Origin of the sequence: Leptotrichia hofstadii (genome assembly GCF_007990525.1) — a bacterium.
Lineage (GTDB): Bacteria > Fusobacteriota > Fusobacteriia > Fusobacteriales > Leptotrichiaceae > Leptotrichia > Leptotrichia hofstadii.
The window spans coordinates 368,015-394,621 of sequence record NZ_AP019823.1 but is presented as its reverse complement, the minus strand read 5'-3'; the positions used below and the strand labels follow the sequence as shown (position 1 = coordinate 394,621).

46 protein-coding genes are annotated in these 26,607 nt (G+C 29.8%); 10 read left to right on the top strand and 36 right to left on the bottom strand.

The genetic code is table 11. The features are described 5' to 3' along the window. Nucleotides 1-7: 7 nt before the first annotated feature. The 30 genes from FVE77_RS01895 to FVE77_RS01760 form a co-directional block, all read right to left on the bottom strand. A complete protein-coding gene (locus tag FVE77_RS01895) occupies nt 8-1,453 on the bottom strand; it encodes a phage tail sheath protein (protein WP_026745294.1) in 1,446 nt (481 codons plus the stop codon). Continuing rightward, the gene (locus FVE77_RS01890; protein ID WP_026745293.1) at nt 1,453-1,692 is read right to left on the bottom strand and encodes a hypothetical protein; all 240 of its coding nucleotides are present in this window, start codon (nt 1,690-1,692) and stop codon (nt 1,453-1,455) included. The genes FVE77_RS01895 and FVE77_RS01890 overlap by 1 nt, the downstream gene beginning before the upstream one ends. Next, on the bottom strand, nt 1,692-2,150 hold the full coding sequence (locus FVE77_RS01885; RefSeq protein WP_172966408.1) for a hypothetical protein: 459 nt from the start codon (nt 2,148-2,150) through the stop codon (nt 1,692-1,694). Before FVE77_RS01885 ends, FVE77_RS01890 begins: the two co-directional genes overlap by 1 nt. A gap of 3 nt (nt 2,151-2,153) precedes the next feature. Continuing rightward, nucleotides 2,154-2,705 carry a phage tail protein gene (locus FVE77_RS01880; RefSeq protein ID WP_026745291.1) on the bottom strand — a complete coding sequence of 184 codons (552 nt, stop codon included), beginning with the start codon at nt 2,703-2,705 and terminating at the stop codon, nt 2,154-2,156. 12 nt (nt 2,706-2,717) lie between these two features. After that, nucleotides 2,718-3,047 carry a hypothetical protein gene (locus FVE77_RS01875; protein WP_026745290.1) on the bottom strand — a complete coding sequence of 110 codons (330 nt, stop codon included), beginning with the start codon at nt 3,045-3,047 and terminating at the stop codon, nt 2,718-2,720. Between the two features lie 9 nt (nt 3,048-3,056). Further along, nucleotides 3,057-3,272 (bottom strand): hypothetical protein, encoded by a 216-nt coding sequence (locus FVE77_RS01870; protein ID WP_026745289.1) that lies wholly within the window; start codon nt 3,270-3,272, stop codon nt 3,057-3,059. A gap of 9 nt (nt 3,273-3,281) precedes the next feature. Then, the gene (locus FVE77_RS01865; protein WP_026745288.1) at nt 3,282-4,295 is read right to left on the bottom strand and encodes a major capsid protein; all 1,014 of its coding nucleotides are present in this window, start codon (nt 4,293-4,295) and stop codon (nt 3,282-3,284) included. Then, nucleotides 4,295-4,630 (bottom strand): hypothetical protein, encoded by a 336-nt coding sequence (locus FVE77_RS01860; RefSeq protein ID WP_006803895.1) that lies wholly within the window; start codon nt 4,628-4,630, stop codon nt 4,295-4,297. The genes FVE77_RS01865 and FVE77_RS01860 overlap by 1 nt, the downstream gene beginning before the upstream one ends. Then, nucleotides 4,631-5,701 (bottom strand): head maturation protease, ClpP-related, encoded by a 1,071-nt coding sequence (locus FVE77_RS01855; RefSeq protein WP_026745287.1) that lies wholly within the window; start codon nt 5,699-5,701, stop codon nt 4,631-4,633. It lies immediately after the preceding gene. Next, nucleotides 5,661-7,214: a phage portal protein gene (locus FVE77_RS01850; RefSeq protein WP_026745286.1), complete on the bottom strand. Its 1,554-nt coding sequence runs from the start codon at nt 7,212-7,214 to the stop codon at nt 5,661-5,663. Before FVE77_RS01850 ends, FVE77_RS01855 begins: the two co-directional genes overlap by 41 nt. 20 nt (nt 7,215-7,234) lie before the next feature. Beyond that, nucleotides 7,235-7,465: a DUF6148 family protein gene (locus tag FVE77_RS01845; protein ID WP_018450293.1), complete on the bottom strand. Its 231-nt coding sequence runs from the start codon at nt 7,463-7,465 to the stop codon at nt 7,235-7,237. Continuing rightward, on the bottom strand, nt 7,466-9,319 hold the full coding sequence (locus tag FVE77_RS01840) for a phage terminase large subunit family protein (RefSeq protein ID WP_232052513.1): 1,854 nt from the start codon (nt 9,317-9,319) through the stop codon (nt 7,466-7,468). Next, entirely contained in the window at nt 9,279-9,848 is a 570-nt protein-coding gene (locus FVE77_RS01835; RefSeq protein ID WP_026745284.1) for a hypothetical protein, read from the bottom strand. The genes FVE77_RS01840 and FVE77_RS01835 overlap by 41 nt, the downstream gene beginning before the upstream one ends. Before the next feature lie 167 nt (nt 9,849-10,015). Further along, on the bottom strand, nt 10,016-10,315 hold the full coding sequence (locus FVE77_RS01830) for a hypothetical protein (protein ID WP_026745283.1): 300 nt from the start codon (nt 10,313-10,315) through the stop codon (nt 10,016-10,018). Nucleotides 10,316-10,411: 96 nt separating this feature from the next. After that, the gene (locus FVE77_RS01825) at nt 10,412-10,612 is read right to left on the bottom strand and encodes a hypothetical protein (protein WP_026745282.1); all 201 of its coding nucleotides are present in this window, start codon (nt 10,610-10,612) and stop codon (nt 10,412-10,414) included. A gap of 106 nt (nt 10,613-10,718) precedes the next feature. Continuing rightward, entirely contained in the window at nt 10,719-11,021 is a 303-nt protein-coding gene (locus tag FVE77_RS01820) for a hypothetical protein (protein WP_026745281.1), read from the bottom strand. A gap of 36 nt (nt 11,022-11,057) precedes the next feature. Beyond that, complete coding sequence (locus tag FVE77_RS01815) at nt 11,058-11,294, bottom strand: hypothetical protein (RefSeq protein WP_026745280.1); 237 nt, start codon at nt 11,292-11,294, stop codon at nt 11,058-11,060. 48 nt (nt 11,295-11,342) lie between these two features. Next, nucleotides 11,343-11,564 carry a hypothetical protein gene (locus FVE77_RS01810; protein ID WP_026745279.1) on the bottom strand — a complete coding sequence of 74 codons (222 nt, stop codon included), beginning with the start codon at nt 11,562-11,564 and terminating at the stop codon, nt 11,343-11,345. 104 nt (nt 11,565-11,668) lie between these two features. Beyond that, entirely contained in the window at nt 11,669-11,878 is a 210-nt protein-coding gene (locus FVE77_RS01805; RefSeq protein WP_026745278.1) for a hypothetical protein, read from the bottom strand. A 1-nt stretch (nt 11,879) separates the two neighbouring features. Then, nucleotides 11,880-12,596, bottom strand: a complete 717-nt coding sequence (locus FVE77_RS01800) for a putative HNHc nuclease (protein ID WP_026745277.1) — start codon at nt 12,594-12,596, stop codon at nt 11,880-11,882. After that, nucleotides 12,563-12,739 (bottom strand): hypothetical protein, encoded by a 177-nt coding sequence (locus FVE77_RS12420; RefSeq protein ID WP_154669746.1) that lies wholly within the window; start codon nt 12,737-12,739, stop codon nt 12,563-12,565. Before FVE77_RS12420 ends, FVE77_RS01800 begins: the two co-directional genes overlap by 34 nt. Nucleotides 12,740-12,798: 59 nt before the next feature. Then, complete coding sequence (locus tag FVE77_RS01795; protein ID WP_026745276.1) at nt 12,799-14,646, bottom strand: AAA family ATPase; 1,848 nt, start codon at nt 14,644-14,646, stop codon at nt 12,799-12,801. A 119-nt stretch (nt 14,647-14,765) separates the two neighbouring features. After that, on the bottom strand, nt 14,766-15,380 hold the full coding sequence (locus FVE77_RS01790; protein ID WP_051254442.1) for a Rha family transcriptional regulator: 615 nt from the start codon (nt 15,378-15,380) through the stop codon (nt 14,766-14,768). Between the two features lie 16 nt (nt 15,381-15,396). Next, nucleotides 15,397-15,876: a nucleoside triphosphate pyrophosphohydrolase family protein gene (locus FVE77_RS01785; RefSeq protein ID WP_051254441.1), complete on the bottom strand. Its 480-nt coding sequence runs from the start codon at nt 15,874-15,876 to the stop codon at nt 15,397-15,399. 3 nt (nt 15,877-15,879) lie between these two features. Then, complete coding sequence (locus FVE77_RS13080) at nt 15,880-16,062, bottom strand: RusA family crossover junction endodeoxyribonuclease (RefSeq protein WP_081690266.1); 183 nt, start codon at nt 16,060-16,062, stop codon at nt 15,880-15,882. Between the two features lies 1 nt (nt 16,063). Beyond that, nucleotides 16,064-16,234 (bottom strand): hypothetical protein, encoded by a 171-nt coding sequence (locus FVE77_RS12415; RefSeq protein WP_154669745.1) that lies wholly within the window; start codon nt 16,232-16,234, stop codon nt 16,064-16,066. A gap of 41 nt (nt 16,235-16,275) precedes the next feature. Continuing rightward, on the bottom strand, nt 16,276-16,809 hold the full coding sequence (locus FVE77_RS01775; protein ID WP_026745274.1) for a hypothetical protein: 534 nt from the start codon (nt 16,807-16,809) through the stop codon (nt 16,276-16,278). Between the two features lie 92 nt (nt 16,810-16,901). Continuing rightward, nucleotides 16,902-17,654, bottom strand: coding sequence for a DnaA ATPase domain-containing protein (locus tag FVE77_RS01770; protein WP_051254440.1), 753 nt, complete (start codon nt 17,652-17,654; stop codon nt 16,902-16,904). Then, nucleotides 17,557-18,378 (bottom strand): conserved phage C-terminal domain-containing protein, encoded by an 822-nt coding sequence (locus FVE77_RS01765; protein WP_051254439.1) that lies wholly within the window; start codon nt 18,376-18,378, stop codon nt 17,557-17,559. The genes FVE77_RS01770 and FVE77_RS01765 overlap by 98 nt, the downstream gene beginning before the upstream one ends. A gap of 88 nt (nt 18,379-18,466) precedes the next feature. Beyond that, complete coding sequence (locus tag FVE77_RS01760) at nt 18,467-18,784, bottom strand: hypothetical protein (protein WP_026745272.1); 318 nt, start codon at nt 18,782-18,784, stop codon at nt 18,467-18,469. 71 nt (nt 18,785-18,855) lie between these two features. Here FVE77_RS01760 and FVE77_RS01755 point away from each other — a divergent pair, with 71 nt between their 5' ends. Both FVE77_RS01755 and FVE77_RS01750 read left to right on the top strand, forming a co-directional pair. Then, nucleotides 18,856-19,239 (top strand): hypothetical protein, encoded by a 384-nt coding sequence (locus FVE77_RS01755; RefSeq protein ID WP_026745271.1) that lies wholly within the window; start codon nt 18,856-18,858, stop codon nt 19,237-19,239. 169 nt (nt 19,240-19,408) lie between these two features. Then, nucleotides 19,409-20,098, top strand: a complete 690-nt coding sequence (locus FVE77_RS01750) for a hypothetical protein (RefSeq protein WP_026745270.1) — start codon at nt 19,409-19,411, stop codon at nt 20,096-20,098. Nucleotides 20,099-20,599: 501 nt separating this feature from the next. On the opposite strand, the gene FVE77_RS01745 is transcribed toward FVE77_RS01750, so the two are convergent. The 6 genes from FVE77_RS01745 to FVE77_RS01720 form a co-directional block, all read right to left on the bottom strand. Next, entirely contained in the window at nt 20,600-21,562 is a 963-nt protein-coding gene (locus tag FVE77_RS01745; RefSeq protein WP_051254438.1) for a DUF4352 domain-containing protein, read from the bottom strand. Nucleotides 21,563-21,663: 101 nt separating this feature from the next. After that, nucleotides 21,664-22,236, bottom strand: coding sequence for a PIN domain-containing protein (locus FVE77_RS01740; protein ID WP_026745269.1), 573 nt, complete (start codon nt 22,234-22,236; stop codon nt 21,664-21,666). After that, nucleotides 22,205-22,501 (bottom strand): STAS-like domain-containing protein, encoded by a 297-nt coding sequence (locus tag FVE77_RS01735; RefSeq protein WP_051254437.1) that lies wholly within the window; start codon nt 22,499-22,501, stop codon nt 22,205-22,207. Before FVE77_RS01735 ends, FVE77_RS01740 begins: the two co-directional genes overlap by 32 nt. A 21-nt stretch (nt 22,502-22,522) precedes the next feature. Continuing rightward, nucleotides 22,523-23,344, bottom strand: a complete 822-nt coding sequence (locus FVE77_RS01730; RefSeq protein ID WP_026745268.1) for an ATP-binding protein — start codon at nt 23,342-23,344, stop codon at nt 22,523-22,525. 68 nt (nt 23,345-23,412) lie between these two features. After that, complete coding sequence (locus tag FVE77_RS01725; protein ID WP_036087401.1) at nt 23,413-23,838, bottom strand: ImmA/IrrE family metallo-endopeptidase; 426 nt, start codon at nt 23,836-23,838, stop codon at nt 23,413-23,415. A 16-nt stretch (nt 23,839-23,854) separates the two neighbouring features. Continuing rightward, nucleotides 23,855-24,280, bottom strand: coding sequence for a helix-turn-helix domain-containing protein (locus FVE77_RS01720; RefSeq protein ID WP_036087399.1), 426 nt, complete (start codon nt 24,278-24,280; stop codon nt 23,855-23,857). Between the two features lie 191 nt (nt 24,281-24,471). On the opposite strand from FVE77_RS01720, the gene FVE77_RS01715 reads away from it, so the two are divergent. The 8 genes from FVE77_RS01715 (at nt 24,472) to FVE77_RS01690 (ending at nt 26,593) form a co-directional block, all read left to right on the top strand. Beyond that, nucleotides 24,472-24,786, top strand: coding sequence for a hypothetical protein (locus FVE77_RS01715; protein WP_026745266.1), 315 nt, complete (start codon nt 24,472-24,474; stop codon nt 24,784-24,786). An 11-nt stretch (nt 24,787-24,797) separates the two neighbouring features. After that, nucleotides 24,798-24,944 (top strand): hypothetical protein, encoded by a 147-nt coding sequence (locus FVE77_RS12585; protein WP_169718703.1) that lies wholly within the window; start codon nt 24,798-24,800, stop codon nt 24,942-24,944. Nucleotides 24,945-25,026: 82 nt separating this feature from the next. After that, a complete protein-coding gene (locus tag FVE77_RS12950; protein ID WP_269472241.1) occupies nt 25,027-25,161 on the top strand; it encodes a hypothetical protein in 135 nt (44 codons plus the stop codon). 147 nt (nt 25,162-25,308) lie between these two features. Further along, nucleotides 25,309-25,488: a hypothetical protein gene (locus FVE77_RS01710; RefSeq protein WP_026745265.1), complete on the top strand. Its 180-nt coding sequence runs from the start codon at nt 25,309-25,311 to the stop codon at nt 25,486-25,488. After that, nucleotides 25,488-25,646 (top strand): hypothetical protein, encoded by a 159-nt coding sequence (locus FVE77_RS01705; RefSeq protein WP_036087392.1) that lies wholly within the window; start codon nt 25,488-25,490, stop codon nt 25,644-25,646. The genes FVE77_RS01710 and FVE77_RS01705 overlap by 1 nt, the downstream gene beginning before the upstream one ends. Beyond that, nucleotides 25,615-25,818: an ERF family protein gene (locus FVE77_RS01700; protein WP_146967794.1), complete on the top strand. Its 204-nt coding sequence runs from the start codon at nt 25,615-25,617 to the stop codon at nt 25,816-25,818. The genes FVE77_RS01705 and FVE77_RS01700 overlap by 32 nt, the downstream gene beginning before the upstream one ends. Next, nucleotides 25,814-26,209: an ERF family protein gene (locus tag FVE77_RS01695; protein ID WP_172966420.1), complete on the top strand. Its 396-nt coding sequence runs from the start codon at nt 25,814-25,816 to the stop codon at nt 26,207-26,209. Before FVE77_RS01700 ends, FVE77_RS01695 begins: the two co-directional genes overlap by 5 nt. Nucleotides 26,210-26,212: 3 nt before the next feature. Then, nucleotides 26,213-26,593 carry a single-stranded DNA-binding protein gene (locus FVE77_RS01690; RefSeq protein ID WP_146967789.1) on the top strand — a complete coding sequence of 127 codons (381 nt, stop codon included), beginning with the start codon at nt 26,213-26,215 and terminating at the stop codon, nt 26,591-26,593. The last annotated feature ends 14 nt before the right edge of the window (nt 26,594-26,607 follow it).

Genomic DNA, 26,607 nt, shown 5'->3' with positions numbered 1-26,607 from the left:
TATCCTCCTATTTTCCTAAACTATTCGCAAACTCAGTTAATGCGTCTGCGTCATATTTTTTCTTAAATGTTGCTGATTTCATACCAGGAATTACTCCCAATTTAATAACCCAAGTTATATCCCCATTTGCAACATTAATCGTGTCATTGTCTTCAGCTGATAAAGCAGCATTTGCACTCAACAAATCATTTCTAGCTACAATAGCATTTAATCTAATATTCATTGATTTTGTTACTGTTTCAGCTAATTTTTTAGAAAATTTCTTATCCACTTTATCAAAATAACTTATAACCAGTTCATTCCCTATATACTTAAACATTCTACGAGTATATATGAATTTGTCTTTCGGATCTGTTGCCATTGGATTAAGTGCAGTTTCAGACCCCCAACATTTCCAACCTTTGAAATTAATAGCGGTTACTACTCCGTTTTTATTTAATAAGTTAGCTTGTTGTTCTTTATCCAAAATTATCTCTTCAAGATTTCCAATCGAATTTTTCCAATATAAACTGTCACATTTATATAAATAATTAGACGGAGTTTGTGATGGAACTCCACCATTTTCATTATCTACTGATAGCGACAACGCAGCATACTGAATAGACTGAATATATTTTTTACCAGCTAATCCTAATGTTCCGTACAATACAATTTGGTCATTTCCATTAATATTATTATCATCTTTCCATTTAGGAATTTGGTCATAAGGCTTGTCAATCGGCGCATTAATCAATGCAACTGCTTCAAACATATTCCCATTTATATTTTTAGCTTTTGTTTGCATAATCGCAGCAATTTCACTATCACTTGAAAAATCTGGAATGTCAATGAAAGCTGGTAATTCCGAATATTTTAAAAAAACTTCATCTAATAGCTCTAATCCTGTTCTTTTCATTGTTGAAATATCATATCCACCTAGAGCCTGTGCTTTCGTTACTTTTGACAAATCAATTTCTTCATATTCAATATCAATTTTAGTGCCATTTGACAGTTTAGCATATATTTCAAGTCCTTCGTCTGTCCACATCGTTACAGCGTCCGAAATAACTTGTGATGTCGCATTCTCTTTAACTACTAATGTATCTGTTATCAATTTATGATTCGGAATAACAACTTTACCATTTGTTAAGCTCAAATCATTTTGAGTCTTTTTAGCTGTTTTATGTTTTTCAAGATCTAAGATATTCACAACATAAAGCGGCGCTACTTTATATAGTTCAAAAAACACTTTTATAGCTTGTGAAATTGAAAAATCTAAGTCGTAAGTGTCCCCAAAATACTGAATAGCTTCTTTATAAGTTCCTAATCTTACAATCTCATTCGCTCTTCTGTTTTCTCTTTTTACTTTGTTCATCGGTGCAGTCCCTACAATAAAATGCCCATAATCAAGCACTATTGGTAGTGATATATCACTCGATGTCTCAGTTTGATAAGTTCCGTGTTTATAACCCATTATTCAGCCTCCTCCCTTATTTGGTCTTTAATTTGCTGTGTTACCGTTTCAAGCAATTTTTCGTTTTGTAATGCTTCACTAGCTTGATTAACATCCACCAAAATTCTTTTCAAAAGCGGATATTTCTCAAATTTTTCTTCGATCACTTCATTACTGTAGTAAATAACACCTTTTGTAAATCTAATATCTTTAAATTCAAGCGTATCTCCTAAATAAATATATTGCTTTTTATCTTCCATTATTCCTCCTTAAAAATTTCAGGCTCAACAGGATAATCCCAAACTGTAAATGTAATTCTTGAAAATATAAAATCTCCGAACTCGTCACTATATAAATCACACTTAAATTCTTTATCTTCCCGTATTGCCCATCCTCTTTCATCATAAACTTTAGTTAAAAGTTTACTTCTAATTTCTTCACCTTTATAAAGATTATCAATATAATCTTCATTCTTAGTACCAACTATTATTTCAAAAGTAGCGTCGCAATCATAGCTATCCATTCCTTCTGCAACTTGCCTAGAACTCAAAGCCCTTAATGTCACACAAGGAAAAAACGGCTTTTTCTGTCCTGTATTTTTGTCAATTTCACCGTATCTCCTAACTGGCAACGCTCCTCGGAATATCTGATAATCAGTATCTTTAAATTCTTCACACAAAAAGTCATACAAACTTTTTTCAATCACTTTAATACTCATAAATTACATTGACAAGAGCCTATTCAACTCATGTTCAAACCTTTCATTTAACTTTTGAGACATAAATTCATCGAGATCAGGTAAAAAAGTCGTAGGTCCTAACATTTGTGGAGCAGACGGTCCGTATTTTCTTTTGATTGGCAATCGTCCATTTCTTTCTCTTTCGAATGCCCCTAAATGACCGTCTTTATATGCTATAAATGTTTTATCATTAAGCATTATCCCATTACCATTCTTTACTGTAGCCGTTACCGATGTTCTGCCTGTTCTTGTGCTCGGATTCAATTGGAAATGGTCTAATCCCAAATAACCTCCATTAGAATTGATTTCAGCCATCAGCTTACCAGGATTAGCTCTTTTCATAGTCAATCCGCTTAATAAATCCCCATATTTAACCGTATAGGTCTTAGTTGCATTTCTAACCATACGAGTTTTACTCATAGTTGAAACCCTATTTAAAGCACTTGCTAAAGCCTTTGGAGCTTGTTGCGGAAATTCAACGAACTTATTCTCAATATCATTAAGGACACTTTCATCAAATTGAATCGTAAACATCTAAATCAACTCCTAATAATCCGTGTATCTATATAAATCAAGTTCATACATACCAAAGTTCTCTTTACAGTTTGCAACTATCCATTCCTTATTGTCAAAATCTATCCTCATATTGCCTTCAGGCTTATACTTCAAATACTTTTTGTCAATAAATACCGTAATCCCTTCCTTGTAAAATCCACTTTCTATTGTTAATTTTCCACTAATTTCCTTTTCTTGAAAACTGTCCTCATCTGTCACACAAATAACATCAGTACCATTCAAATTATGTGTTTCACCAAACTCTTCTGAATTTAAAAATGTATTTTGTATATCATTTTCTAAAATATCTTTAAAATTCATGTTTTTTACCTATTTTTTCTTATTTTTTGTATCTTTTTTATCTGTTTCTTCAGTATTTTCTGTTTCAATTGATTCTTCAGACTTTTCAGTTTTACCGTTTATTTCAGCAATAAGCCCTCTTTCAAGACAGCTTTTTATTACTGACTTTTCTTGTATATCTACTTCACCGTCTACTTCATAACTAACTCCACCATAAATCATAGGCTTTAATGTTCTAAATTTCATCATTACCTCCTATTTAACTTTCAATATTTTTATAGCTTCGATATCATAAACCACAGGAAGTGGTCTTGATTCTGTCCTGATTTCTACAGTGTTAGATTTTGAATCTTCATCTGTAAAAACTGAACGCTCTGCTACAATAATTCCTTGTTTTACATCCGCTGCTGGTCCGTAGATAATTGTATTATTGCTTGGTGCTAACAACACTTTACCTTCAGGAACAATATTTTTTGTTGAATAAGTTTTTCCATCAGCATTTAACACAGAATGTTGTGACTGATAAGAATAAATAGGAAGTCCAAATGGTGCAAGAGTTCCAATATAGATTGCTCCACTTGCAATTTCTCTAGGATCAATTTCTCCCATGTGATAATTTCTTACATCTAATAATTTTTGAACTTTTTCATTTTCTACAAATAATTTTGCAGTTACTGGGTCCATTAAAATCATTTCAGGTCTTAAACCTGTGTTTTCTCCTATTTTTGTTATTGCCGCTTGTAAATCTCCAATTATATCAGCATTAGGTTGAGTCCATAAAACAGCTGGTGTAATTTCTTCAACTGTTCCAAATTTAATTTCCCCTTCTATTCCTTCACCTTTTACAACTACTTTCCCATCAAACAACGCTTCAGCACACATTTTTTCTTCTCTTCTTGTAATTTGTTCTTCAAATTCAGCAAAAGATTCTGCAAGTAAGTCTGCTTTTCTTTCCTCGGGACTTTTCCCGCCATAAATTGTTTCCCCTGCCGTTTTATTAAAAAACAACTCAAAAGCCGAAAAAGTTCTTTTTGGTGCTACTTTTGGAGCTTGAAAAAATTTACTTTCATAAGTGTTCTTTACCATTTCTGTTCCTGGAATAAATTCAGATACAAAAGGTGCTACAAGTTGTCTTCCTTTTCTAAATTCTATTTCCATTTTTTGATTTTCTGATGTTTTTCTATTTTTAAAATAACTGTCTCTTATAAATGATTTCGGTCTAATCACATTCTGGTCATACAACCCAATAAATTCTATTACTGCTGGCATTATTCCTTACCTCCTAATCCTTTTATTACAATACCTTTATCTCTAGCTGCTTTTGTAAAATCTGCTTTTTGTGTACCTGCTTTCACATTTAATCCCTCAAAAATGAATTCCCCTGAAATAGCTACAGTTGTTTTAGTTTTCACAGTTGTTCCGTCAGCATTTTCCATAACTATTCCAAATAAATCAGTTCCATCTGAAAGTTCGGCAGTTACATTTACAGCATCACCTCTTTTTACACTTTTACCTTGCGGCACTTCAAATTCCATATATCTGTGTCCTGTACCGCTCAAAAATTGTTCACTGGCATATTCATTGCCTTTTGTTACAAAATCCATTTATTTCCCCTCCTCTGTTTTTTTATTCATTTTAGAAAAAATAGTCATAATATCAAGTCCCATAAACTGTTTTTCTTCTTTTTTGCCATGCGTTGTTCCATCATTCGCAGCTGGTGGTATAAAATTACCTTGGCTTTCGTTTTTAATATTTTGCAACTTTTGAGCTTTTTCTTCTTTTTGCTTTTTCAAAATATTAATAGCCAATTCACTAGCTGACATAGGATTTACATATTTCGCATTTTCTATTAAGTCAGAATAATTATTGACCCCTATATCATCAATAGCTTTTATTCTTTCCCTTTCTTCCTCTTTTCCAATCTTTTTTCCCTCATTTAATACATAATCATACAAATCAGGAAATTGGTTTTTTAACTCATCTAAAGTCATTTTTACCTCCTTAGTATTTTTTTTATTATTAATAACTACACCTTTTACTTTTCTAAAATTTTTAAATTTTGAAATATCAAAAGCCATGTTATTTATAATTAATTTATTTTCTACAAATTCTTTCCCTACTTCTTCATCCACAATTTCATCAACAAATCCGTAATCTTTAGCCATTTCCGCATCCATCCAAGTTTCATTATCCATTAATTCAGATAAAGTTTCCTTATCAGTTTTTGTTTTATTTAAATATGTTTCAATAATACTGTTTTTAACCTTATCAAGCATTTCAACAGTTTTTTGCATTTCTTGATTGTTCCCATAAGCAAAAGTAATTGGATTGTGAATCATAAATAAAGCATTTTTAGGCATTCTTACAGTATCACAAGCACTTGTTATAATAGTTGCAGCACTTGCTGCCAAACCATCAATATTTGCCGTCACTTTAGCTTTGTGATTTTTAAGAGTATTCGCTATTGCCACAGCACTAAATACACTCCCACCTGGACTATTTATATATAAAGTAATATTTTCCACATCTCCAAGGTTTTCTATATCTTGTTTAAATACCTTATCGGATACATCATCCCAATACTCATCACTTCCTATACTCCCATAAAGTATAAGTTCCGCCGTTTTTTCTTCCTCATTCTTCACTAGATTCCAAAATTTTAGTTGTTTCGGCATTTATTACCACTCCTTTCTCTTTTAATAATTTATTTTCTTTTGCTAAAATTCTTACATTTTGTTCAAAATCTCCACCATTTAGCTCTGCCGTTTCTCTAGTTCTAGTTGATAATCCATTATTAATTCTTATAACAGCAGCATTAGCCTCTTTTAATGGGTCAATTTGCCCTTGCGAAGGTCCATTCCATTGTGACCCACACCAAGCTTTATCTATAAGGAAATCAGTTCCATAGTTTTTAAGTTCTACTCTCCCTAATAAATAAGCTTCATTTAACCATTCTTCATAAATTGGTTGAGTAAAGTTTTCAGAAAACCACTCTCGTCTTTTTCTGAACATTTTCCATGCTTCCAAAAGTGCCGCACGACTTGCTGAATAACTCGCCGTGAAATGCTTAATCAAAAGTTCATACGGAACTTCTAAAGCACTCCCTATTTGTCTTAAAATACTCGTTACAAATGGGTCAAATTGCGCATTCGGTCTTCCTGGATTAGTGGCTTTTGCTTTTTCTCCTGGATTAAGTGAAGCAATCATTCCTGGTGCAAGTTCTATAGTGGTTTCATCTTCTGAATCTACCAGCAAATCATTTTCAACCGCTTCAAGTTCTCCGACATCAGCCCCGCTCGGACTATCAGCTTCACTTTCAATAAAAATTGCATACAATCCACTTATAACAGCAGCCATTAATTCTGCTTCAGTATAATTTCCAAGCTGTTTTAAATTTTCGATAACTGGTGACAATATTGGGATTCCTCTTACTTGTTCAGGTCTTTCGGTAAAAAGAAGATGGATTATGTTTTTTTGATTCTCACTTCCATAAACTTTAATAAATTTTTCTGTTACTGCACCAGTTGCGTCCAATGGATGTTCAGATGAAACATAATAACCTTCAACTCTTCCATTTTTATCTATCTTTACTCCTTCAACTACACTTTTATCCGAAATCATATTATTAGGAGTATAAATTCTATCAGGCTCTAAAATTTCTAACTTCAAACTATACGGATTTTTAGGTGTTTCAAAATAATTTAATTTTATAAAGCATTCTCCATTTAGTAGCACTGTCAAAAATACAAGTTCTTGAACTTGATAAAAATTCATAGTTCCTAAATTATCAATCTTATCTTTCGACCAAAGTTCAAATTCTTTTTCAATCATTTCTTCTACCTTAGCCGCTTCATCATCACTTATCCCTATTGTTTCACTATCAATAGCCGCTTTTAATTTCAAACCACTTCCCACAACATTTGTGTTAATGGTTTTCAATGCTCCAGTTGCAACAGAAGTTCCCATATATAAATCTCTTGAACGCTCAATCAATTTCTTACGATTTTTATAAATATCTTTTTTTACACCGCCCGCAGTACTTTGCCAACCTATCATTGCTTTTTTAGTAGTTGAAGCTCCGTGATTGGAATATCCTGTATTTAAAATTTCCAGTTTTCTTCTTGCTTTAAATCTTTCTACTCCTTTTTGCGGATTAAATACTGCCACTAAATTGTCAATTAAATTCATATCACACCTCTCTTTCTAACTTAAAGATTTCTAGGAACTCCTCTTCTCACTCTTCTTTTTCCAATACTATTTAATTTTTGTAATTCATTTTCCCAATAAGCTCTCCCTTTTCTTATTTCATCTATTCCCATTCGAGTAAGTTCTCTTGTCCCAATTTTATAGCTTTTTCCTGTTAAAACTGCTCGTTCAGCTTTACCATATTCAACTATCATTTCTAAAATATATTCTCTTGAATAATTCGATTTTCCCATTTACTTAATTCCTTTCGACAGTATTTTTCTTTTTCTACTAACTCTCTGTGTTCTTAATCCATTTAACAAATCGGTTGAGTACCTAATGTCTAAATCTGGATTAGCAATTCTTAATGCAGCTTGTGCATAATTACGAATATCGAGCGGTTCATTTCTTTTATCTCCTACTGTTTTCCACTCGATTTTAGCTTGTCCTTTGCTAAATGTAACAACTTTTATTTCGGACGTAAGTCCTTTAAAATAAATTTCATCATATCCACGCTTAGGATTGCTTGGATAATGCATATATTTAGCTCCTGGTTCTTTTACTTTAAGATTACTCATTATTGTATCTTTCCCAGTATTAACTCCCAAGACAAATAAGGAAATTCCTCCTTTATTGTTCTTACTAGGACGCGAAATAAGAGGTCTCCCAGTTTCTCCACTTCCTTTTATACCAAATATATTTAGTTGTTCCCTTGCTTTCACATACCTATAAACGTCATCAGTATGATGCCCACCTGTATCAACACAAGCACAAGCAACCCTTATTTTTTCTCCGTTCTGATAAGAATAATCTTTCAATAAAATTTGGTCTAATTCATTCCAAACATAAGGCAAAGCAGGATTTCCCATAATAACTTTATAATAAATACCCCAGCTTTCTTCACCTTTTGCCCATCCAACGATTTCAACCTCAAGTCTATTGTCTTGAACATCGACACCAGCTGTAAGCACATTGACTTTGTCAGGAATTTCTACTTCCTCATAAGTTCCATCTTCATGATTCAAGTATTCGCCGTAATCTTCAGCTCTCGCTTGTATTTCCTCAAAGTTAAATCTTTCAACTTTTTCTTCCCAGCATTCCCCAAGAGCTGTATTAACAAATACTTTCATAAGCTGTTCATCACCTTTTGCCGCTTTAAATTTATTAATAATGCTACTCCATTTAGAAAACGGACTATAAAGTTCCGAAATATGAAATCCTCTTACTTGAAACCTGTCAACTTCACTATTATGTGCTCTCCATTCTCCTTTGATAAGATTTCTTTTCCAATCGTACTCACTAGAAGTTTCCAAACATTTTTCACATTTGTGTGTCACATCTTCAAACATGATATTTCTCCACTTTAACGTTTGCATTTCTCCACATTTTGGACAAGGCACATAATACTCTTCTTTTGTGCTGTTCTCGTATTCCAGTTCTACTCTACTTCCACCTTTAATGGTTGGCGTACTTGTAAGCACAATTTTTTTATTCCAAAATGTTTTGGTCCTTTCAATTGCTAGATTAAGTGGATCACCTTCGCCTTTTACATTAGACGGAAATCTATCAATTTCATCAGCTAATAAAATCCTAATCGGTCTACTTGACAATTCCGCCGCAGAATTACTTCCAGTCAAAACTATATAACCCCCAGCAAATTCCTTTTGCCTTTTAGTATCCCTTGAATTATCGCTCTCAATTATTTTGTTTCTAAGTTGTGGAGTACTCAAAATCATATCGTTAAGCCTAGTGCTTGAAAAATCTTGAGCCATATCTTTGGTAGGCATTAAAAACATGATTGGAGCTGGATCATAATCAGCATAAAACCCAAATGTATTCATAAGTATTTCAGTTTTAGATAGTTGAGCTCCATACATCATTACAACCTTCTCAGTCCTTTTATCTGATATCGCTCTCATTACCTCTCTTTGAAATGGAACTCTATCAGTATTCCACCGTCCTGGTTCGCTAGAAGTCTTAGTTGATAAAATCCTATATTTGTCAGACCAAGTGTCAATTGTAAGTTTTGGCGGAGGTTTAAGTACTGAAAAAATCTTTTTAAATAAATCATTGGCTCTTTTTAGGTCTGCCATGCTTTCTTTTTTCATTTTTAACCTCCATTTCCTCTTCTTCATCGTCTTCAACAAAGTTTTTACTTCTGAACATCTCTGGATTATATTCACTAAGTTCTTCCAACGCTTCGAATATTCCATCTTGGATAACATCTTGAATCTCTCCCAAATTATCTAATGCTATTATTTGCGGTGCTAATTTGTTAGATAAGGAAAGCAATTTACCTTTCATATTTATAAGACTATCTGTCATTACTTTTTCAATAACATCAGCCGAATGCAATTGATTTTTCAATTCTTTAATTTTGAGTTCCTTAATTTCGGTATCTTTAATAATCCTTTTAGTTTCTTCCTTAATTTTTTCATCTTTTAAGCTAATATCAGCATCATTCCTAGATTTTAAATACTCAATATACCCACGTACACTTTCTAAAAGCAGATATTTTCCTTGTGCCGTTTTTTTTACAACATTTTCATTAGCTAAATCCCTAATATGCCTATCTGAAACACCAAGCATTTTTGCTAAATCCATTGCTCTTACAATTTGACCTTCCTTAACTACCATAAACACCGCCTTTCTGGTACGGAACTAAAGTTTCAAAAACATTGTACCCATATTTTTTCTGGGGCTTCGAACCCGTTCGCTCTTTTTTGTCTCTCTGGAAGTACCTTTTTAATCAAAATTTTGTTTTTTTTCTTTGTTTTCGCTTTAACGATTGTTTGGTGTATTTGCTATTTCGAGTATTTATTCTCTAATTCTACTAGCTTATCTCTCAATCCTTTGTCTTCTTCTCTTTGTTTCTTCATTCCTACTCTACATCTATCAAGATATTTATCATATATCATTATCTTTAATCCATCTATCTTGTTGTCTATATCTTTTTCAATCTCTTCTAATTTGTCTAAGAGTTCCAAATTTCTTTTGATTCTTTCTTTTATGTATTTTTTTGTCCCATAACAAATAATTTGAAATAGTATCAATATTACTGCTATATTAATAAAAAAACTTGCAATCAATAATATAACCGACATTTGTTCCCCCTTTCTTTGATTTTTAGACAAAAAAAGAGCCACTAAACAAATAGACTATTTCTAATCTATCTATTCAGCGGCTCACTCATCTGAGGTTTATCTTGCCCTGTTTTTATTATTAAATTTTCTTACCGTATATTCTTTTCCAGTAATTTTACCTTTTTTTAATACTAATGTTATTTTTATATCTTCTTGACGCTCTTTAGATTTTTTTAGATCCTCAAGTAAATATAAAATTTCTTCATCTTTTAATAATTCTGTTATATCATCTTTTGTAAGTTCTTTTTTTGTGTTCACGTTACCTCCTAATTATACCTTATTTTATCAGTTTTTTCAAGTGTTTGAGCTTTGTTTTTTCTTGAAAAAATTTAAAATTTTAAACAATAAACTTTTTTGATGTTTTTCATCCCCTTTTTTTTTGCTTTTGTTCCTGTTTTTCTTTTTCTTCTAGATAATTTGCCGCAAATTCAAGAAATCTTTTCCCTTCTTCTCGAATCATTTTCTCTGTAAATTCTCTTATCAATTCTAATTCCATTTCTTCTGTAAATTCTCCTTTAAAAAGTACAATCACTTGTTTGTTTTTAAATTTTTCTGGAAAATGTTCTTTTAGGAAATCCATTTTAAATTTACGAAATTCTCCCCAACCAAAATCTGTTAAATTTTCATAAAAAAACTTTTTTTCATCTATTAATTCATAATTTCCCACTTGTCCACTCCTCTTTGCCAATGTTTTTTTGCTGAACTAAAACAAAATACCGTAACCACATGGTAAAAATTTTTTCAACTCCGACAATTCGTTTTCTAAACACTTTCTTTCTTTGTATAAATCAAATAGTCTAAAATCAATTATCACGTATGAATTTGGATATTTTATTTCATAATCTCTTTCTCTTTCTTCTATTTCGCTATTAACTGCGTTCGTTTTTTTTCTTAAAATAAATATTTTGTCTTCTATTTGGTCTATTAGAATATCACTCATTCTTCATCCTCCTTAAATGCTTTTTTTATTATAATTAATTATACCACTTTATACTTTAATAGCAAAAAACTTTATAATCCAAATCAATCCGTAAATCACGGATAGATTTACAATCATAGCAATCAAAAATGCTATTATGTTGCTTATGTTGAATTTAAATGTCTTCATCTTGATTTTAAATTTCATTACTAATCCGTAAATAAAATTTACCAGCACCAAAGTAGTTGTTGCTGTGATTAAAGCGTTTATGATTCTTATTATTATTTCCATTTATTCCTCCTAATTTATCGTTTTCCCTACATCGTCCAAACGTTCTTTATATCATTTTTCCGACATCAGCAATTTTCTAATCCAATCGACTTTCTGTGACTGAACTATCTCCTGTTTTCGATATAATCATGTAAAAGCAAAACAACGAATCCAAAACTGTAGAGTGAAAAATATATAACATATTTCCACTCGAACTTACGGCTATTCCATCTTCCTGTTCTTCTATATGATGCTATTTTCGCTATTGTTTCAGTTGTTGTTAAAAATGCAAAAACTATTGCAAATCCTAACAAATATATTTTTAAAAATTTCATTTTATTCCTCCTCAAATGCTCTAAAATGATTTTTGTAAATCTTTTTCAACTCTTTTACAAGTTCCACATTTAACCAAACCCCTTCAATATAATATTTATTCTTAAACGTTTCCTTGCCTGTTGCGTGGAATTCCTGATGATGCTTGGTACATAAGCTCATAAATGGTGTTTTTAATCCGTCACAGTTTTCATATCCGCCTATGCTCGCTACCGAATTCCAATGATGCAGTTCTATTGTGCTGTACTCGTTATGCTCTTTTCCGCAGATACAGCAAACTCTTTTTCTCAAGCAGGCAATCACGTATCTTTGTGTTATATTGTCAATTTCCAATATATGTTTATATCTTTTATCGTGTTTTCCAAGTATATATAAATTTATTCCAAGTTCTAACGCTTGTTCTATGATAAACGAAATAAATTCATTTGCTGTTTCCATATCGCATTTTGCTGTAGAAAAGTCTAATCTATCTGTGGATACTGCAAACTGCTCTTTCATTAGTTCCTTAATCTCTATTAAAGTGTACCCAATCTCATCTCCGAACTGCTTTAACAAAACGTGTATCAGTCCGTTCTGTGCCTTAGACAATTTTTTTACAGGAATAACTTTGATTGGAAAATTATTAAGACGCTCTTCCAGCTGTTGCTTAAGTCCTGGATAAACTTTTTCTACGGCTAATGTTATTGTTATCTCGCTGTTTTTGATTTCCGTGTAAGCCATTTCTTTTTAGCCTTTCTTTTCTTGATAAATTTAATATTCTTAAATAGATTAGCGTTCAACTTCATGAAATTAAAATCACTTTCATTTACTTCGATTCCACTTAGTAATCTAATTTTTATTTTTTCCAATACATTTTCATCCATTTTCCCTCCATAAAAAAATCACAGCTAAATTAATAACTGTGATTTCAATTTATTTCAATTTACTTCAATTTTGATTTTATTTGATTTATAAGAATATGAATATCCTCTCCCTTTCTATTTAAATCTTTTAATTCTTTATAAAATATTTCTTTTTCTTCGGATGTTGCAGAATAATAAAACTCTATTAATCCTGTTTTTATTCCATTCGGATATTTCTCTAAAATTTCTTTTATTTTAGGACTATAATAACTCTCCAATACAATATCTTGTTTTCCCTTATCCTTTGACCGATGTAATATCCATTTTTTACTTTCTCTTTTACCATATTCATTTTTATATTTTTCAAAAAATTTTCTTCCTTCATCATCATTATCAAAAATTACAGTATAATTATCTGTAATTCCGCTAAATAAACCTATTAAAATACTAAGATTTGTAACTCCTACACCAGGAATAATCTTTATATTTGTATCCAGCAATTCAATTTCCTTTAGCATCTCTAGAAATATTTTATCTGTCATTCCTTCTGTTATTATAATTTTTTCATTAAAATGTAATAATGGAAAATTATCTATTTTTAGAGCATTTATTATCGGTGTCATTTCTCCTAAATTTTTATTGTCTTCAATTTTAGTGATTCTTTCTAATATCACTTTTTCATTTTTTCTTTTTGCTATATGAACTTGATTTATTTTTATTACTTTTGGATTAACCATATTTTCTAAATGTGTTGTATAGAATATTTTGTTTTCTAACGATAATTCTTTCAATATTTTTACTAATTCTGACTGAAAAGTTGTATGTAAGTATACTCCTGGCTCATCCAATAAAATTATACTCCCATAATTTTCATCACTTATATGTTTCCAATTATATTTCATTTTAATGAAAAAATTGAAAAACCACTGAAATCCTTTAGAACGCATATTTACTGGAAATACCACTGTTCTTGGTCTTCCGTTTTCTCTTTTTTCTCTCAAATCATTTATTAAAAATTGGAATTCTTTATCTTCGTATTTTAAATCAATTTCTATAGTTTTAAATTCTTCTTTTATTCTGTTTTCATGCATTTTATCCCATAAATTGGCTAGATTTTCATTAAGTTCATATTTTATATCTTCCAGCATTGTCCCTTTATCTGATAAAGTGCTATTCAAAAAGTCATTTACATTCATTTTATTTCTAGAAAATATTTCCTTGATGTACAAATACCAATCATCGTTTTCTTTGATTCTATTTGGAATCGCATCTTTAAAATCATCAATATATACTATATGAGGTAAATATTTTAAAATTGATTCTCCTATTAATTGTTCTATTTCTTCTTTTGGTATATAAAATAAAAGTTCTTCGATTGAATAACCATTTACTGATATTGTTTCATTAAACTCCTTGATTTTTAATTGTGAAATTAAATATCTATTATTGTACATACCATTTTGAGTAATTGAAAATTCTCTTGCGATTTTTAAACTATCTTCTTTTATATCAAAAAATACATTTTCCATAAAACTTAATAATTTATCTCGAATAAAATTTAAATATTGATGCTTTTTAAATTCACTATTATCTTTGTATCGGCTGTTAGAAATAAAATAATCTTCTTTTTGTGTAATTATATATCCTATTGCGTTCTCTATCAAATCGTTTTTATTTATATTTTCTATTTCGGCTTCGATAATAGGATTTTGTTTGTTTTCGAATTTATTTTTTATATAGTCATAATTTATAAATTCGCCACTATATTGCTTGTCATTAAAGCAATCAAATGCAAATAATGCTTGTAAGATAGAGCTCTTTCCTGTTTCATTTAAACCTATTATTGGAACCAAATTTTGATTATCCAATTCTATTGTTAGATCTTTAATCGCCTTATAATTTCTTATTCTAAATTTCTTATATTTCATTGATTACCTCCTGTTTCTGATAATATTTATTATACCTAAAAATCTAAAAATTTCAAAATTATTTATCACAGTTATTATTCAGTTGTCATTGTCCTTTTATCAACTTAATCTCTTCTATCTCAATTCCTTAATTCCGCTTTTTCTATCCAGTTCTGTACGTATGCCAGTGCTTCAGTTAAGTCTTTTCTCTTAATATCACGGTAGCTTGCAACTCCAAACCTGTCCTTTAAATCTCTGTAAATTGCAGGAAACATTAAATTTCTGTCAGCATCTATCACATCCAGCCTTTGATAAACTCTTATCGAAACTGCTTTTTGTAATTTTCTTTGTTCCGTATGGTCTATCCTTATCTCGTTGTCAACTTTGTTTTCCACGATGTCAATTCTATGCTTGACACTCTTCATTTCATTTGCCTGCAATATGATCATATCTTCTATTGTCATTGGTTTTTGAAGCTGTTCAATCTTTTCAATAAGCCTAAATCTTGTTTCAGCATTATATCTTGCCCCAAGTTGTAAAACTCCTTTGTAATTCAAAAGAAACATTGGCTGTTGCTTGTTTTGTGAATTTATATAATAGGACTCCTGAAAAATTAGGAGTCCTCTCTCTACTCCTAGTTTATCGATTTCATCTCTAATATCGGATAAAACATTATCATGCCTTTTTCCTGTTATCTCCGCCACTTCCAAACTTGTCAATGTGTTTCTGCTTTCTACATTCATCAATTCATTCATTAATATTCCTCCTATTTTATTCAATAAATTTTTTTAAATTCGGTCTAAAATAATTTTTCCCTTTCAATATTTTCCCATCTTCCCTGAAAATTGCTTTCCCATTTTCAAGTTTTGACATATTGCTTCTGTGAACTTCTTCAAATGCTTCCATAATTAATTCATCGTTAAACCAAGTTCTTTGTTTGTAATAATCAATTACAAAAAACTGATTACCGTATATTCCTAGTTCAAGCGTTGTGCCTATCGCTATGTAATACATATCACAAATAGCATCTAATTTCTCCACATCTGTTTCAGCTTCCAAAAATTCCTTTAGTTCTTCATCAAATAATTTATTTCTTAGTTTCATCCGTTCAACGCTTATCTCTCTATATACTTCTTTGTTCAGATATTTTTCTTGTCCAAAAGCCACATAGAACTCCTTAACAAGTTTTTTCATTTTTTCTAAATACCTCATATCCATTTTTCTTAAATTTATTATTTCTGCATTTACCATTTTCTAATTCCCTCTCTCTAAAATTTCGATATAAACCTTATCTTTGCCATACCCTTTTATTTTGTGCACAGCCAAATCGTCTATAAGTTCGTCATCCTCAATCACAATTCCTTTAAGACTGTCTAAAATAGCCTTGTTGTAATTGTCTATATCCCTTTTGGCTCTAGTTTTAAAATATAGCCATATTTCAACCTTGAGCCGTTTTTTTTGTTGCCTCGCCCTTGTACTGCTTTTTTAATTCATGCTTGGCTATTTCTTCAAACTCCTTGCCCCTTTTTGATTTATACCGCCCTCTATGCTTATTTACCCACAATGTATTTACGGACGGTGGCATTATGGGTAATTCTAATTTTATCAATCCTTTTCTCTCCCTTCTTCCAGCTTAAATTTATCCAGAATCTATAATTTCAGAACGATGCGAAAGTTAGGATGTCCTCCCCTTGGCTTGTAGTCGATTTTTTCATTCTTTCTCAAATCTCTTATTTTAGTAAAAACAGCCACTTCACTTCTTCCTAAAGTTCTGGCTATTTCTTTCGCTGTGTGTTCTTTGTAATTTTTTCTCACATAATCAAATTCTTCTTTTGTCCATATTTTTCTTGAATTCTTAAAAATAAATCTGTTGTTGTTATAATTTCCTGTTTCCTCCCTTATTATATTTCTTACCGTATACTTGCTTCTCTTCATTTTTTGGGCTATCGTGATATAATGCAGGTGTTTTTCTTCAAACATTTTTACTATTTTATTTTTTTCTTCCGTGTCTATTTTCTTTCTTTTTCTTTGATTTTTCAAATATTTGTGGCTAATATTGTCCACTCTGCCTTTTTTTATCTCCAAAATTTTTGCTGTTTCATAAGCACTAAGATTTTCATAATAAAAAAGATACTCTATGTCCTTTATTTCGCCTAAAGTCACGTCCTTTTTACATCTTTTCATTTGTTCCTCCAGTTCCAGTCTAATGTACAGTTTTCTTCTCTATATTCTATAAGTTCCTGGTTTTTCTCTTTTTAAATTTTGCATTTATCCTCCTAATACCATTTATCTATTTCATCCTTATACATTCCTATTCTTCTGTCCTCCCAGTCAAATTTGTAGTATTTACACTTACTCTTGAGCCTTGAAAACAGCTTATCTGTCCCCATTATTCTGAAAAAATCACTTGCTTGATCGTCTGACAAGTTTGTATTTATAATTACTGATTTTCTAGCATTGAATAGAAAATTAAATATGAAAAACATATTTTGCTTTGCCCAGTCTTTCATAAATTCGTTTCCTAAATCTTCCAAAATGATTATTTCAGCTTTGCCTAATCTTTCCCTTAAAAAACTTGTAGCCGTCTTCTCTCCAAACTTTTCAATTATTTCGTCAAATAAAGTCTGCAAACTTGTCTTGTACACAATATATTTGTCCTTCAGCTCGTTATAAATGCAATTTGTGTAATGGCTCTTACCTGTCCCCACTTCTCCAGACATATAAATTCCAAAGCCTTCATATCTAAATTTTTCAAAATTTTCGCAAAATTTCTCAAAAGATTTTTTGTATTCTTTCTCGGTTTCGTTTTTTATGTATGAAGTTTTGAAATCGCACTTGTAATCATCATAAAACATCATTTGGCTTGATAAATTTTGATATTCCCTTATTTTGTTTTCCCTGTCTATTTTCTTAAAACTTACTCTCTCTACCCTAATTCCATCCGTTTCCATCGTTGGTTCTGTCTGGTCTTTTTGTGTGTTTGCTATTTTCTCCTGTATTAAATCTTTTATTTCTTGCGGTGTTGCCATTGTTATTTCCTCCCGTTTTTTTCCAGTTTAAATAATTTTCAAATTTAACACCAAATAAGGTGCTTGGTCTTAAATAATTCTCGAATTCTGTATTTTTCCAAGCTGAACACATATTGTCTACAACTTTTTTGAAGTCATCAAAACCATATCCTTCGTTTATACGAGCTTTTATATGTTTTTGATTATCTTTGCTTGTTGTTTTGAATTTGCTGTTCGCTTTTTTATTCAAATAATTAATAACCTGACTATATATATTATTTAATATATTAGTATTATTATAATTATATATAGTATTATTATTTGTCGGATTTTTTTCCGAGTTTTTTGGCTCTTTGTCGAATTTTTTTCCGAGATTATTCGGATTTTTTTCCGAATTTTGTTCAGAACTCGGACTTTTCTCCGAGTTATTATCTTTAAACTCGTTCCAAGTTTTACCTTTTGCGGTAATTCTTATTAAATCTTTTTTGCCTTGCTTTATATATTCAATAAGCCCTTTTTCCTGCAATACTTTTAAATTTCTGTATACAGTATCAGATTTTTCAAAAAACATCGGCAATTCTTCAAGTATCAAATTTCTTGATACAAAATAATAAGTTTTATTTTCAATTATTTCTTCTTTTGCCCAGGCTGGAGCTTCATACAACAAAGCAAATAATATTCCTTGCTGTGCATTTATTTTCCACTCCATACATTTGGCATTGTTTAAATATGTCGAGAATCTCATTTCCTACACCTCTTTACTTAATTTACTAAATTTGATATAATCAAATTATGAAAATATTTGTATGCACTTCATTTGAAGTGCTTTTTTGTTATAAAACACCTTTTGAATCACATATTTTTTCAAGCACTTCTTTAAATCGTTCAAACGAAGCCTTTTTAAATTTTATTTTAAACTCAGCATTTCTGTTCCTATTTCCGTTCAATCTCTTAAATTCGTTTCTAATTGATTTGACAATTATATCAAATTCATCTTCGGTTACACCTTCTTCTTCAATAATTTTCAAAACTTTCAAAGTTACACCATGCACTCTTTTTATATTTTCTCTTGGATTGATGTATAACTGCTTTATTCTCGGATTTGACGGTCTAGGAGTTGTCGGCTTAGGATTCGTACCTCTTGTTTGCATTTCTCTTGCCTCCTTATTTTTCCTTTTTTGATTTTGTGTTATAATATCAACAAAAACAAAGGAGAACTACTATGAACTCTATTGATTTGAAAATATTAAAATATATTTCTGAAAAGAAAAAAGTTAGGTATAACGATTTATTAAAACGATTCAATCATCATTCAAGAGATGTTTTAGATATAAGGATCAATAATATTTTTGAATATGTTTCAAATTATTACGACAATAACATTAATGACGATATTATTGAAATTAATCCTAACGGCATTGCCTTTCTTGAAGATTTTAAAATTGAACGTAAAAATAAATTTATTACTGAACTTAAAATCTTTTCACTTAAAATATTAACTTCTATTTTTGTTCCAATATTAACAAGTATTTTAACAACAATTGTTGTATGGTATCTAATAAATCATTGGAAATGGTTCGCTTTGATTTTTAAAGCTACTAACTAAAGTATCTAGCCAAAATATACAGTGTTATTATTGATGTTGCTGCTGATAAAATTATTTGTAGCAATATCTTTTTCCAATTCATTTCTCACGCCTCCCTTATTTCATTTTTACCTCCTTTTGAGTTATAATAATATCGCCAAACATATTAAAACTGAAAGGAGGTGTTATTATGCTTATTCCTAAAAATTCACTTGCTTCTATGGAAGCTGCTCAAAGATTGATGAATAATCCTAATATTCAAAGAATCCAATTAGCAATGAATAATGTTCAAAAATTACAAGAAGCTATTAATAATTCAGCATTCCAAAGTGTTAATTTAATCAATCAACAAATGAGTTTTGCTAATTTGACTAATCTAAACATCTTGGCAAAACAAATTAATTTTCCTGATATTCACAGACAATTTGAATCCATAAGTTCAAATCTTAAAATTTTATCTGAAGTTTATCTAAAAAATCATAATTACTGGAATAATGTTATAAATTCCGCTATTGACGCTTACAATTCTACTCAAGAAGAGGAATTTGAAGTTGTTATCGAAAATTTTCCAGTTATTTTTTTGAAACCTCGATTAAATGAATATATCAGGATATTTCAAAACTTGGAAATTCCTGAAAATATTTCTGTTTATTTAGGATTTGCAAGTTATATTTTTCTTTGGCTTGCACCATATGCGACATTTGTTCCTGCTTTAGAGCCTGTTTTATTAGAAGTTCTCAAATGGATTGTTGAAGTTTTAAAATCTTTTGGTGTTATAGTTTTGGAATATAAAACTCCAAAGAAATTTGCTGAACTTACTTTTGCTATTGGAACTCCTGCTTTTATTTCTTTTATTTTTAGAAAACTTTCTAAAAAGTAACGTACAAAATTGATTTAATCAATAAATACAACATTGCAAAAGGTAGTGAATACATCACTATCTTTTTAATTTTTTCCTGAAAAAAATGATAAATTATCATAGAAATTATCAGTGCTATTATATCTTTCATTTCTCTCCTTTCTTAACTCTTATTTTCATCTCACACCTCCTTCCTTTTCTTTTGGGATTTGTTTTTGTAACTTTAATGTTACAAAATAATCAAAAAAATTAATCCTTCAAATAACTAAGGACTTCATTATATCTGTTTCTTCTATTTTGTTTTATGGCTCTTTTAAAGCCTTCATAACTATTGTATCCAAATTTTTCCATCACTTCTTTCATTGTTAAACCTCTTGAAAAAATAAGGCTTTTAATAGTCCTCATTCTTTTTTCTTCTATTTTCAATTTTATCACCTCAAAATCATTATACCTCATTTGTAACATTTTTGCAACAAAATTTTTAAAACAAAAAAGAAGCTTTTTACAGCTTCCTTTTATTTTTTATAATCCTATATCATATACAGCCAGTTTATGTCCGTTTTCTATTATGTTAAAAGTTCCTGCTTGCCCTTTTGGAACTTCAAAGACAATTGTCTGGTCAATTTTGTTTCCAACTGGTATATCATCAAAATTAAATTCTCCAAATTCAACAACACTTACGTCTGGTTTAATTAGTTTTTTATCCTTAGTTTCAATTTGGTAATGTTCTGATATTGCACCTGGCACTATATTTTTTGAAACATTTTCTTTAGTAAGTTTTATAACTATGTATTCATTCCCTTCTTTAGGTTGTGAATACTCTCCTTTTTCTACAACTTTAACATCTGTTACAGTTTGTGCCGTATTTTCAATTACGCCTCTTTCACCTTTTTTAAAATACTTGGTAGGTTGCTTTTGTTCGGAAGCTCCATTTGTATTTTCTGCTAATTTTGAAAAACCAAAAGTAAGCACTTCAAAAAATTCTTTATTTTTTTCGTCTTGTCCATAAACTTGCCAATTTTTACCATTCTTTTTCAACACAACATCCATATTTTTCTCATTAAACTTCAAATCTTTTGACTTTAATTTTTCCTCAAAATATTTTGTTGTAAATTCTTCTCCAAGTTTTTTCATTTCTTCTTCACTTTTTCCAAAATTTGAAAAAGCTAATGCCATTCCTTGTTGCATAAATTCTGGAAAATAAGAACTCAGATCAGGAGCTTTTATATCAAGATTTACAATTGCTTTGTCTCCTTCCACTTTTGTTTTCTTGATTTTGTAACTCATTTTTTTGTATCCGCTTAAGAAAATTTTTACAGTTTCATCGTTTGCCGACATTTCCGAATTAGGATTCAACTCCTTTATTTTTTTTGCATCTCCAGTTTGAAGTGCCTTTAATACACTTTCTAAATCTTTCTGTGCTTGCGGTGTTCCACAACTGAATACAAATAACATCATCGTCAAAACCAATAATATCTTTTTCATTCTTTTCCTCGCTTTCTATTTTATAATTTATTAAATTATATCATATTTCAAAGAAAATTGAAAGTATTAAAAAAGAAACCAGTTAAAAGTGCCTTTACTTATCAGTTAGATATTATACTAAATTTTAAATTTCTTCTAAAAGTTTTTCTAAAATCACTATCTAAAGTTACTAAACAAACATCTTTTTCTTCACAATATTTACTTATTATTAAATCTGTAAAATCCAAACTAGATAACAACGTTTCTTTATTTTCTATTTTTTCATATTCAAAATTATAATGCTCAACTTCAAATTCTTGATGCAGAAGAATGTCATTTATTATCTTTATTATTCCTGCGTTTGAAATTTTAAACTCAGGAGTTTTTCGATAATCTTTTTTAGTAAATTTTTCATCTTTAAGTTTACTTATTTTATAGTCTTCAAAAGCAGCATTCAATGCTAAATTATAAAATTCTGATATAATGGGAATTATTATCTTTATTTTTATTTTTTTTATTTTACAATCTATGAGTAAATCTTCTATTTTTGAAATGTAGTTTTGGTTTATCGTATTATTTTTGTTTATTTCAGGATGATAGAGGTTTACCAGAACATTTGTATCAAATATTACTTTTTTTTCATTAATTGTTCTTAAATCATAATTATTTAGATGAGTAAAATATTTTTGATCCATTTTTAGACACCTCTATCTGATTAGCTACAACTTCGTTGGCATTATTTATTTTTATGTTGTCAATTGTTTCCTCTGAAAATTCTCCATAAAGTTTCCCTATTGAAACATTAAAAAATCTTGTTGTGCTCGCCTCGATTCCACTAAAATCTAACACGATTTCTTCGTTCTTTTTTATCCCTTTTTCTAATTCTTTGTGCAAAATTTCTCCTTTTTCAGCTTTAATTGCAAATTCTGTTTTAATTAATTCTTTTACATTTATTTCCATTTTTCCTCCTTTAAGCTATCATTATCTTTTATAATAAATATCAATAATAATCGTTGTTCCTTTATATTTGTTAGTTAGTCTATTATAAACTGTTTTTCTGTTTTTATCAACAGAATAATAATCATACCCTGAAACTACTGTTATATTCCCTTCTAATTCTTCAACCATTTCTTTTAAATCATACAAACCATAACCGCCCGATGTTCCATCTTTTCTTGTGGTTGTACCTTCTTTAAATATCCATTCTATACATTTTTTATTTGATAAATTAGGTTTAACTTCTTTTACCTTTTCATTTATTGTTTTTCCTAAATTGCTTACCGAAAAAGAAAGTTTGCTAAGTCTAGGATAATACTGCCCACATATATATGCTACCGCTGTTTCTCCATGTTCATAACTATTGTTAGTAATTTCTCCAATATTACTTAATAGATAGCTATAAATCAAATTACTATTATTCAATAACTTTTTCTCTAATATTATATTTTTTATTTTTCCAAATGTATCATTCTCATTTTCTTGCTTCTTTAACATTGTAAAATCCAGCATTGTCTTATAATTATCTTCAGATATTCTAATTTCATTATTAAATAATTTTAAATATTTGTTTTTTGCAAAAAAATCTATTATTTCACTCTTTATTTCATTGTAATATATTTTTTCATGTGTCTGAAACAACTGCTGGTTAATAGTGTGAAAAAGCGGAAGCAACGAAGCTTCAAAAAACCTTATCTCTTTCATATTATAGTATAGCTTGTTATCTTTTGCAGATAACAAATTATTTAAAAATTGTATTATTTCAAATTTATTTTTCATTTCTTCAGGAAAATCTATATGTTCCACATTTTTCTCCGTATCTTAACTATAGTTTTCCTCAATAAACCCTTTTTAAATCTCTTTTTTATTTATCTTTATTTCCCAAATCTACTTTTCAACTCCGCCAATCTCATCAATGCTTTTTCTTCTTCTTTTCCAACAAAATAATCCTCTAGCGGAATGTAATTAAATAAAAATTCTGCCAAAAATAAATTTGCTTCGTTTTCTAGCTGGTTGGAAAATCCAAAAAAATTATCTTTCATAAAAGAAATATCTTTTGTTGGATGCTTCAATACGGCATGTCCTAACTCGTGTAACAGCACTATAATTATCATTAATTCAGAAAGTTTGCTGTTAATCATTATTAAACTGACTCCAGCGTTTCTTACATGAAATCCTTTTATTTTTCCTAAATCCTGAAATATTATTTCAACGCCTGCTCTTTCGCAAATTTCAAAAGGATTCTTTGTTCTGTATTTTTCTATCAGATTTTTTACTCTTAATACAAAATTCTTTTTCATATTCCTCCAATAATGGCTATTTTTTATTTTTCTTATCCCTTTTTATTTCTTTTGATCTAAAATATGCGTTATTCAGAGCAAGCATTAACTTGTCTTTGTCTTCTTCCGAAACATTTTCATCATTAAAGAAAAATACGGCATTATCTTCTAAAAATTTCTCTCTTTGCAATTTTTCTCTTCTGTTCAATTGTAAAACCCTATCATCGTCTATTTTATCTAAGGCAGCACCAGCCAGATTAAACAATTCTATTTTATTTAGATTAAATATTTCTGCTAAAGCCGATAAAACTTTTATTGGAACTTTTTCGTGTTCCTCATTCTCTAATCTTTTTATACTTGTGTGACTGTAATTAATATTTTTTCCTTTTAATTTATTCTCTACTTGTCGCAAAGTTAAATTTCTTTGCTCTCTCTTTTCTTTTAATAATTCCCCTAGTTTCATAAGTATTCCTCCTGCTTTCTTATTCTAATTTTACCACATTTTTTCAAAAAGTAACAATTTTGTTACAAAAAAGTGTTGCATTTTTGTTACAAATGTGTTATAATAATTTTGTAGTCAAGATAAGACTACTTTTTTAAAGGAATTTATGTAACAAAAACGTTACATAATGTTATAAATAGGAGATGATAAAAATGACAGCTTTAGAAAAAGAAGTAAGAGGCGTAATATTCGATTTAATTGATAGTGAAGAACTAAAGGTAAACGATAACGATGAAATCGAATATACTCAAGAATGGTTGAACAATTGGCTTATGAGCTGGATATTGGACGGAGCCACAACAAAGGAAGTTATGAAAATTCGTGAATATTTTGAGAACTTTGAATATGAGGAACAAGTTGAAAAAAGTTATCAAGTTGGAGTAATAACATACGACAACGGACATCAGGAAGCAGAGTGGGAAGATGAAATTGTAGATGTAACTGTAACAACTAAAAAAATAGCATAGGAGGAATAACAATGAATTTTGAATCGGTAACATTAGTAAACAGCAATAACGAGAAAGTGAAAAAGGAAAGAGAAGCTAAGAAACTAAAAAATAGAATCAAAAGGCTGTTTAACAAAAAACAACCAAAGCCACTACTTTTTAATCCGAACTGGAAATAAATTGATATTTTACCAAGCCCATAAGCGATTGTGGGTTTGGATAAGATATTAATAATCTTAAATAAATTTCAGGAGGCAAAATATGACAATAAGAGAACAGCTGGAAAAAGAAATGGATAAACAGGAAATTGAAGAAATGGAGGAAGAAAATGCTGACAACAAAGAGTGCAATAAAATGGATAATTCTAATTATAACAACTGCTCTAATGCAGATTGAAACGATTAGAGTTAAAGGGCATTGGATATTTGGCGGTAATACAGTGTTTCCATTTTTAATGGCACTACTACTATGGTATGTGCCAAGCAGAATTAAGGAATTTATGGGTCTTGTAAAAGGGGAGAATTTTTTTAAAGGAGAAAAACTATGTGGATAAAAATTAAAGATATTTTACTTAATTTGTCAAATTTTCATACTATAGGAAAAAGGGAATTTGAAATAAAATTTTCGTATTCTCAAGAAGTCTTTGTTCTTCGTTTTGATACACAAGAAGAATGTGATAGAGAATTTGAAAGAATCGAGAAATTATTGCTGGAGGGAAAATAATGTTTACAGATGACTATATAAAACAACAAAACGCAAGTCTTAACTTTTTTAAGAATGCTGCTAAGAACTTGCAGGAACTTAACAAGGAATTAAAACAAGACAATGATAAATGGGAGGAAAAGAATAATGAACATTTACGAAAAATTACAAAAGGCTAGAGTTGAATTGCAAAGTTTGGGATTGAAAATGGGAGGGCATAATAAATTTTCCGGCTTTAAATATTTTGAACTAAAAGACTTCTTGCCAAAAGTGAATGAAATATTTGAAAACTTAAAACTTTTTTCAAAATTTGATTTGCTAGAAAAACGAAGGTGTATTAACTGTAATTAATACAGAGAAAACGGACGAAACAATCACTTTTGTAACTCCAAAGGCTGAAATAGTTTTAAAAGGACAGAATGGATTACAAATGATAGGAAGTACGCATACTTATTTAAAACGTTACTGTTATCTAAACGCTTTAGAAATAGTGGAAGACGATATGATTAACGCAACAATTGACAAAGATAAGCAACAAAATAAACCTAAAGAATATTCGACAGAAGAGGAGAAAATCCAAAAAGCAGTTAAATATATAAATGAACATTTAAAAGGAAATGAAAAAGAGATAGATAAATATTTACTCGCTAATTCAACAGACAATTTAAGCAAAGTTCCAATTAAAGATTTAGAAAAATTATGTAACTATATAAAAAACAATAAGCAAAAGAAGGGAGCATAAATTATGAACGTAGCAATATTAATGGGAAGATTAACACGAGATCCTGAGCTAAAATATACATCAAACGGAAAGGCATATACAACTTTTACATTGGCTGTACAGAAAACAAAAGATGAAGCTGAGTTTATCGACTGTGTGGCTTGGGAAAAGACGGCTGAGAATATAGCAGAATATTTTGGGAAAGGCAACAGAATATTAATACAAGGACGTTTAAGCGTAAACAGTTACGAACAGAACGGAGAAAAAAGGAAATTTACAAGAGTTTTGGCAAATACTTTTGAATTTATTGACAGCAAAAACAGTGGTAACGGTGAAAATAATAACAGAAATCGTTATGATTCTGATGAGGACGAAGGATTTCCTTTTGATAAGAATAAGAAATGATAGAAAGGAGAAAA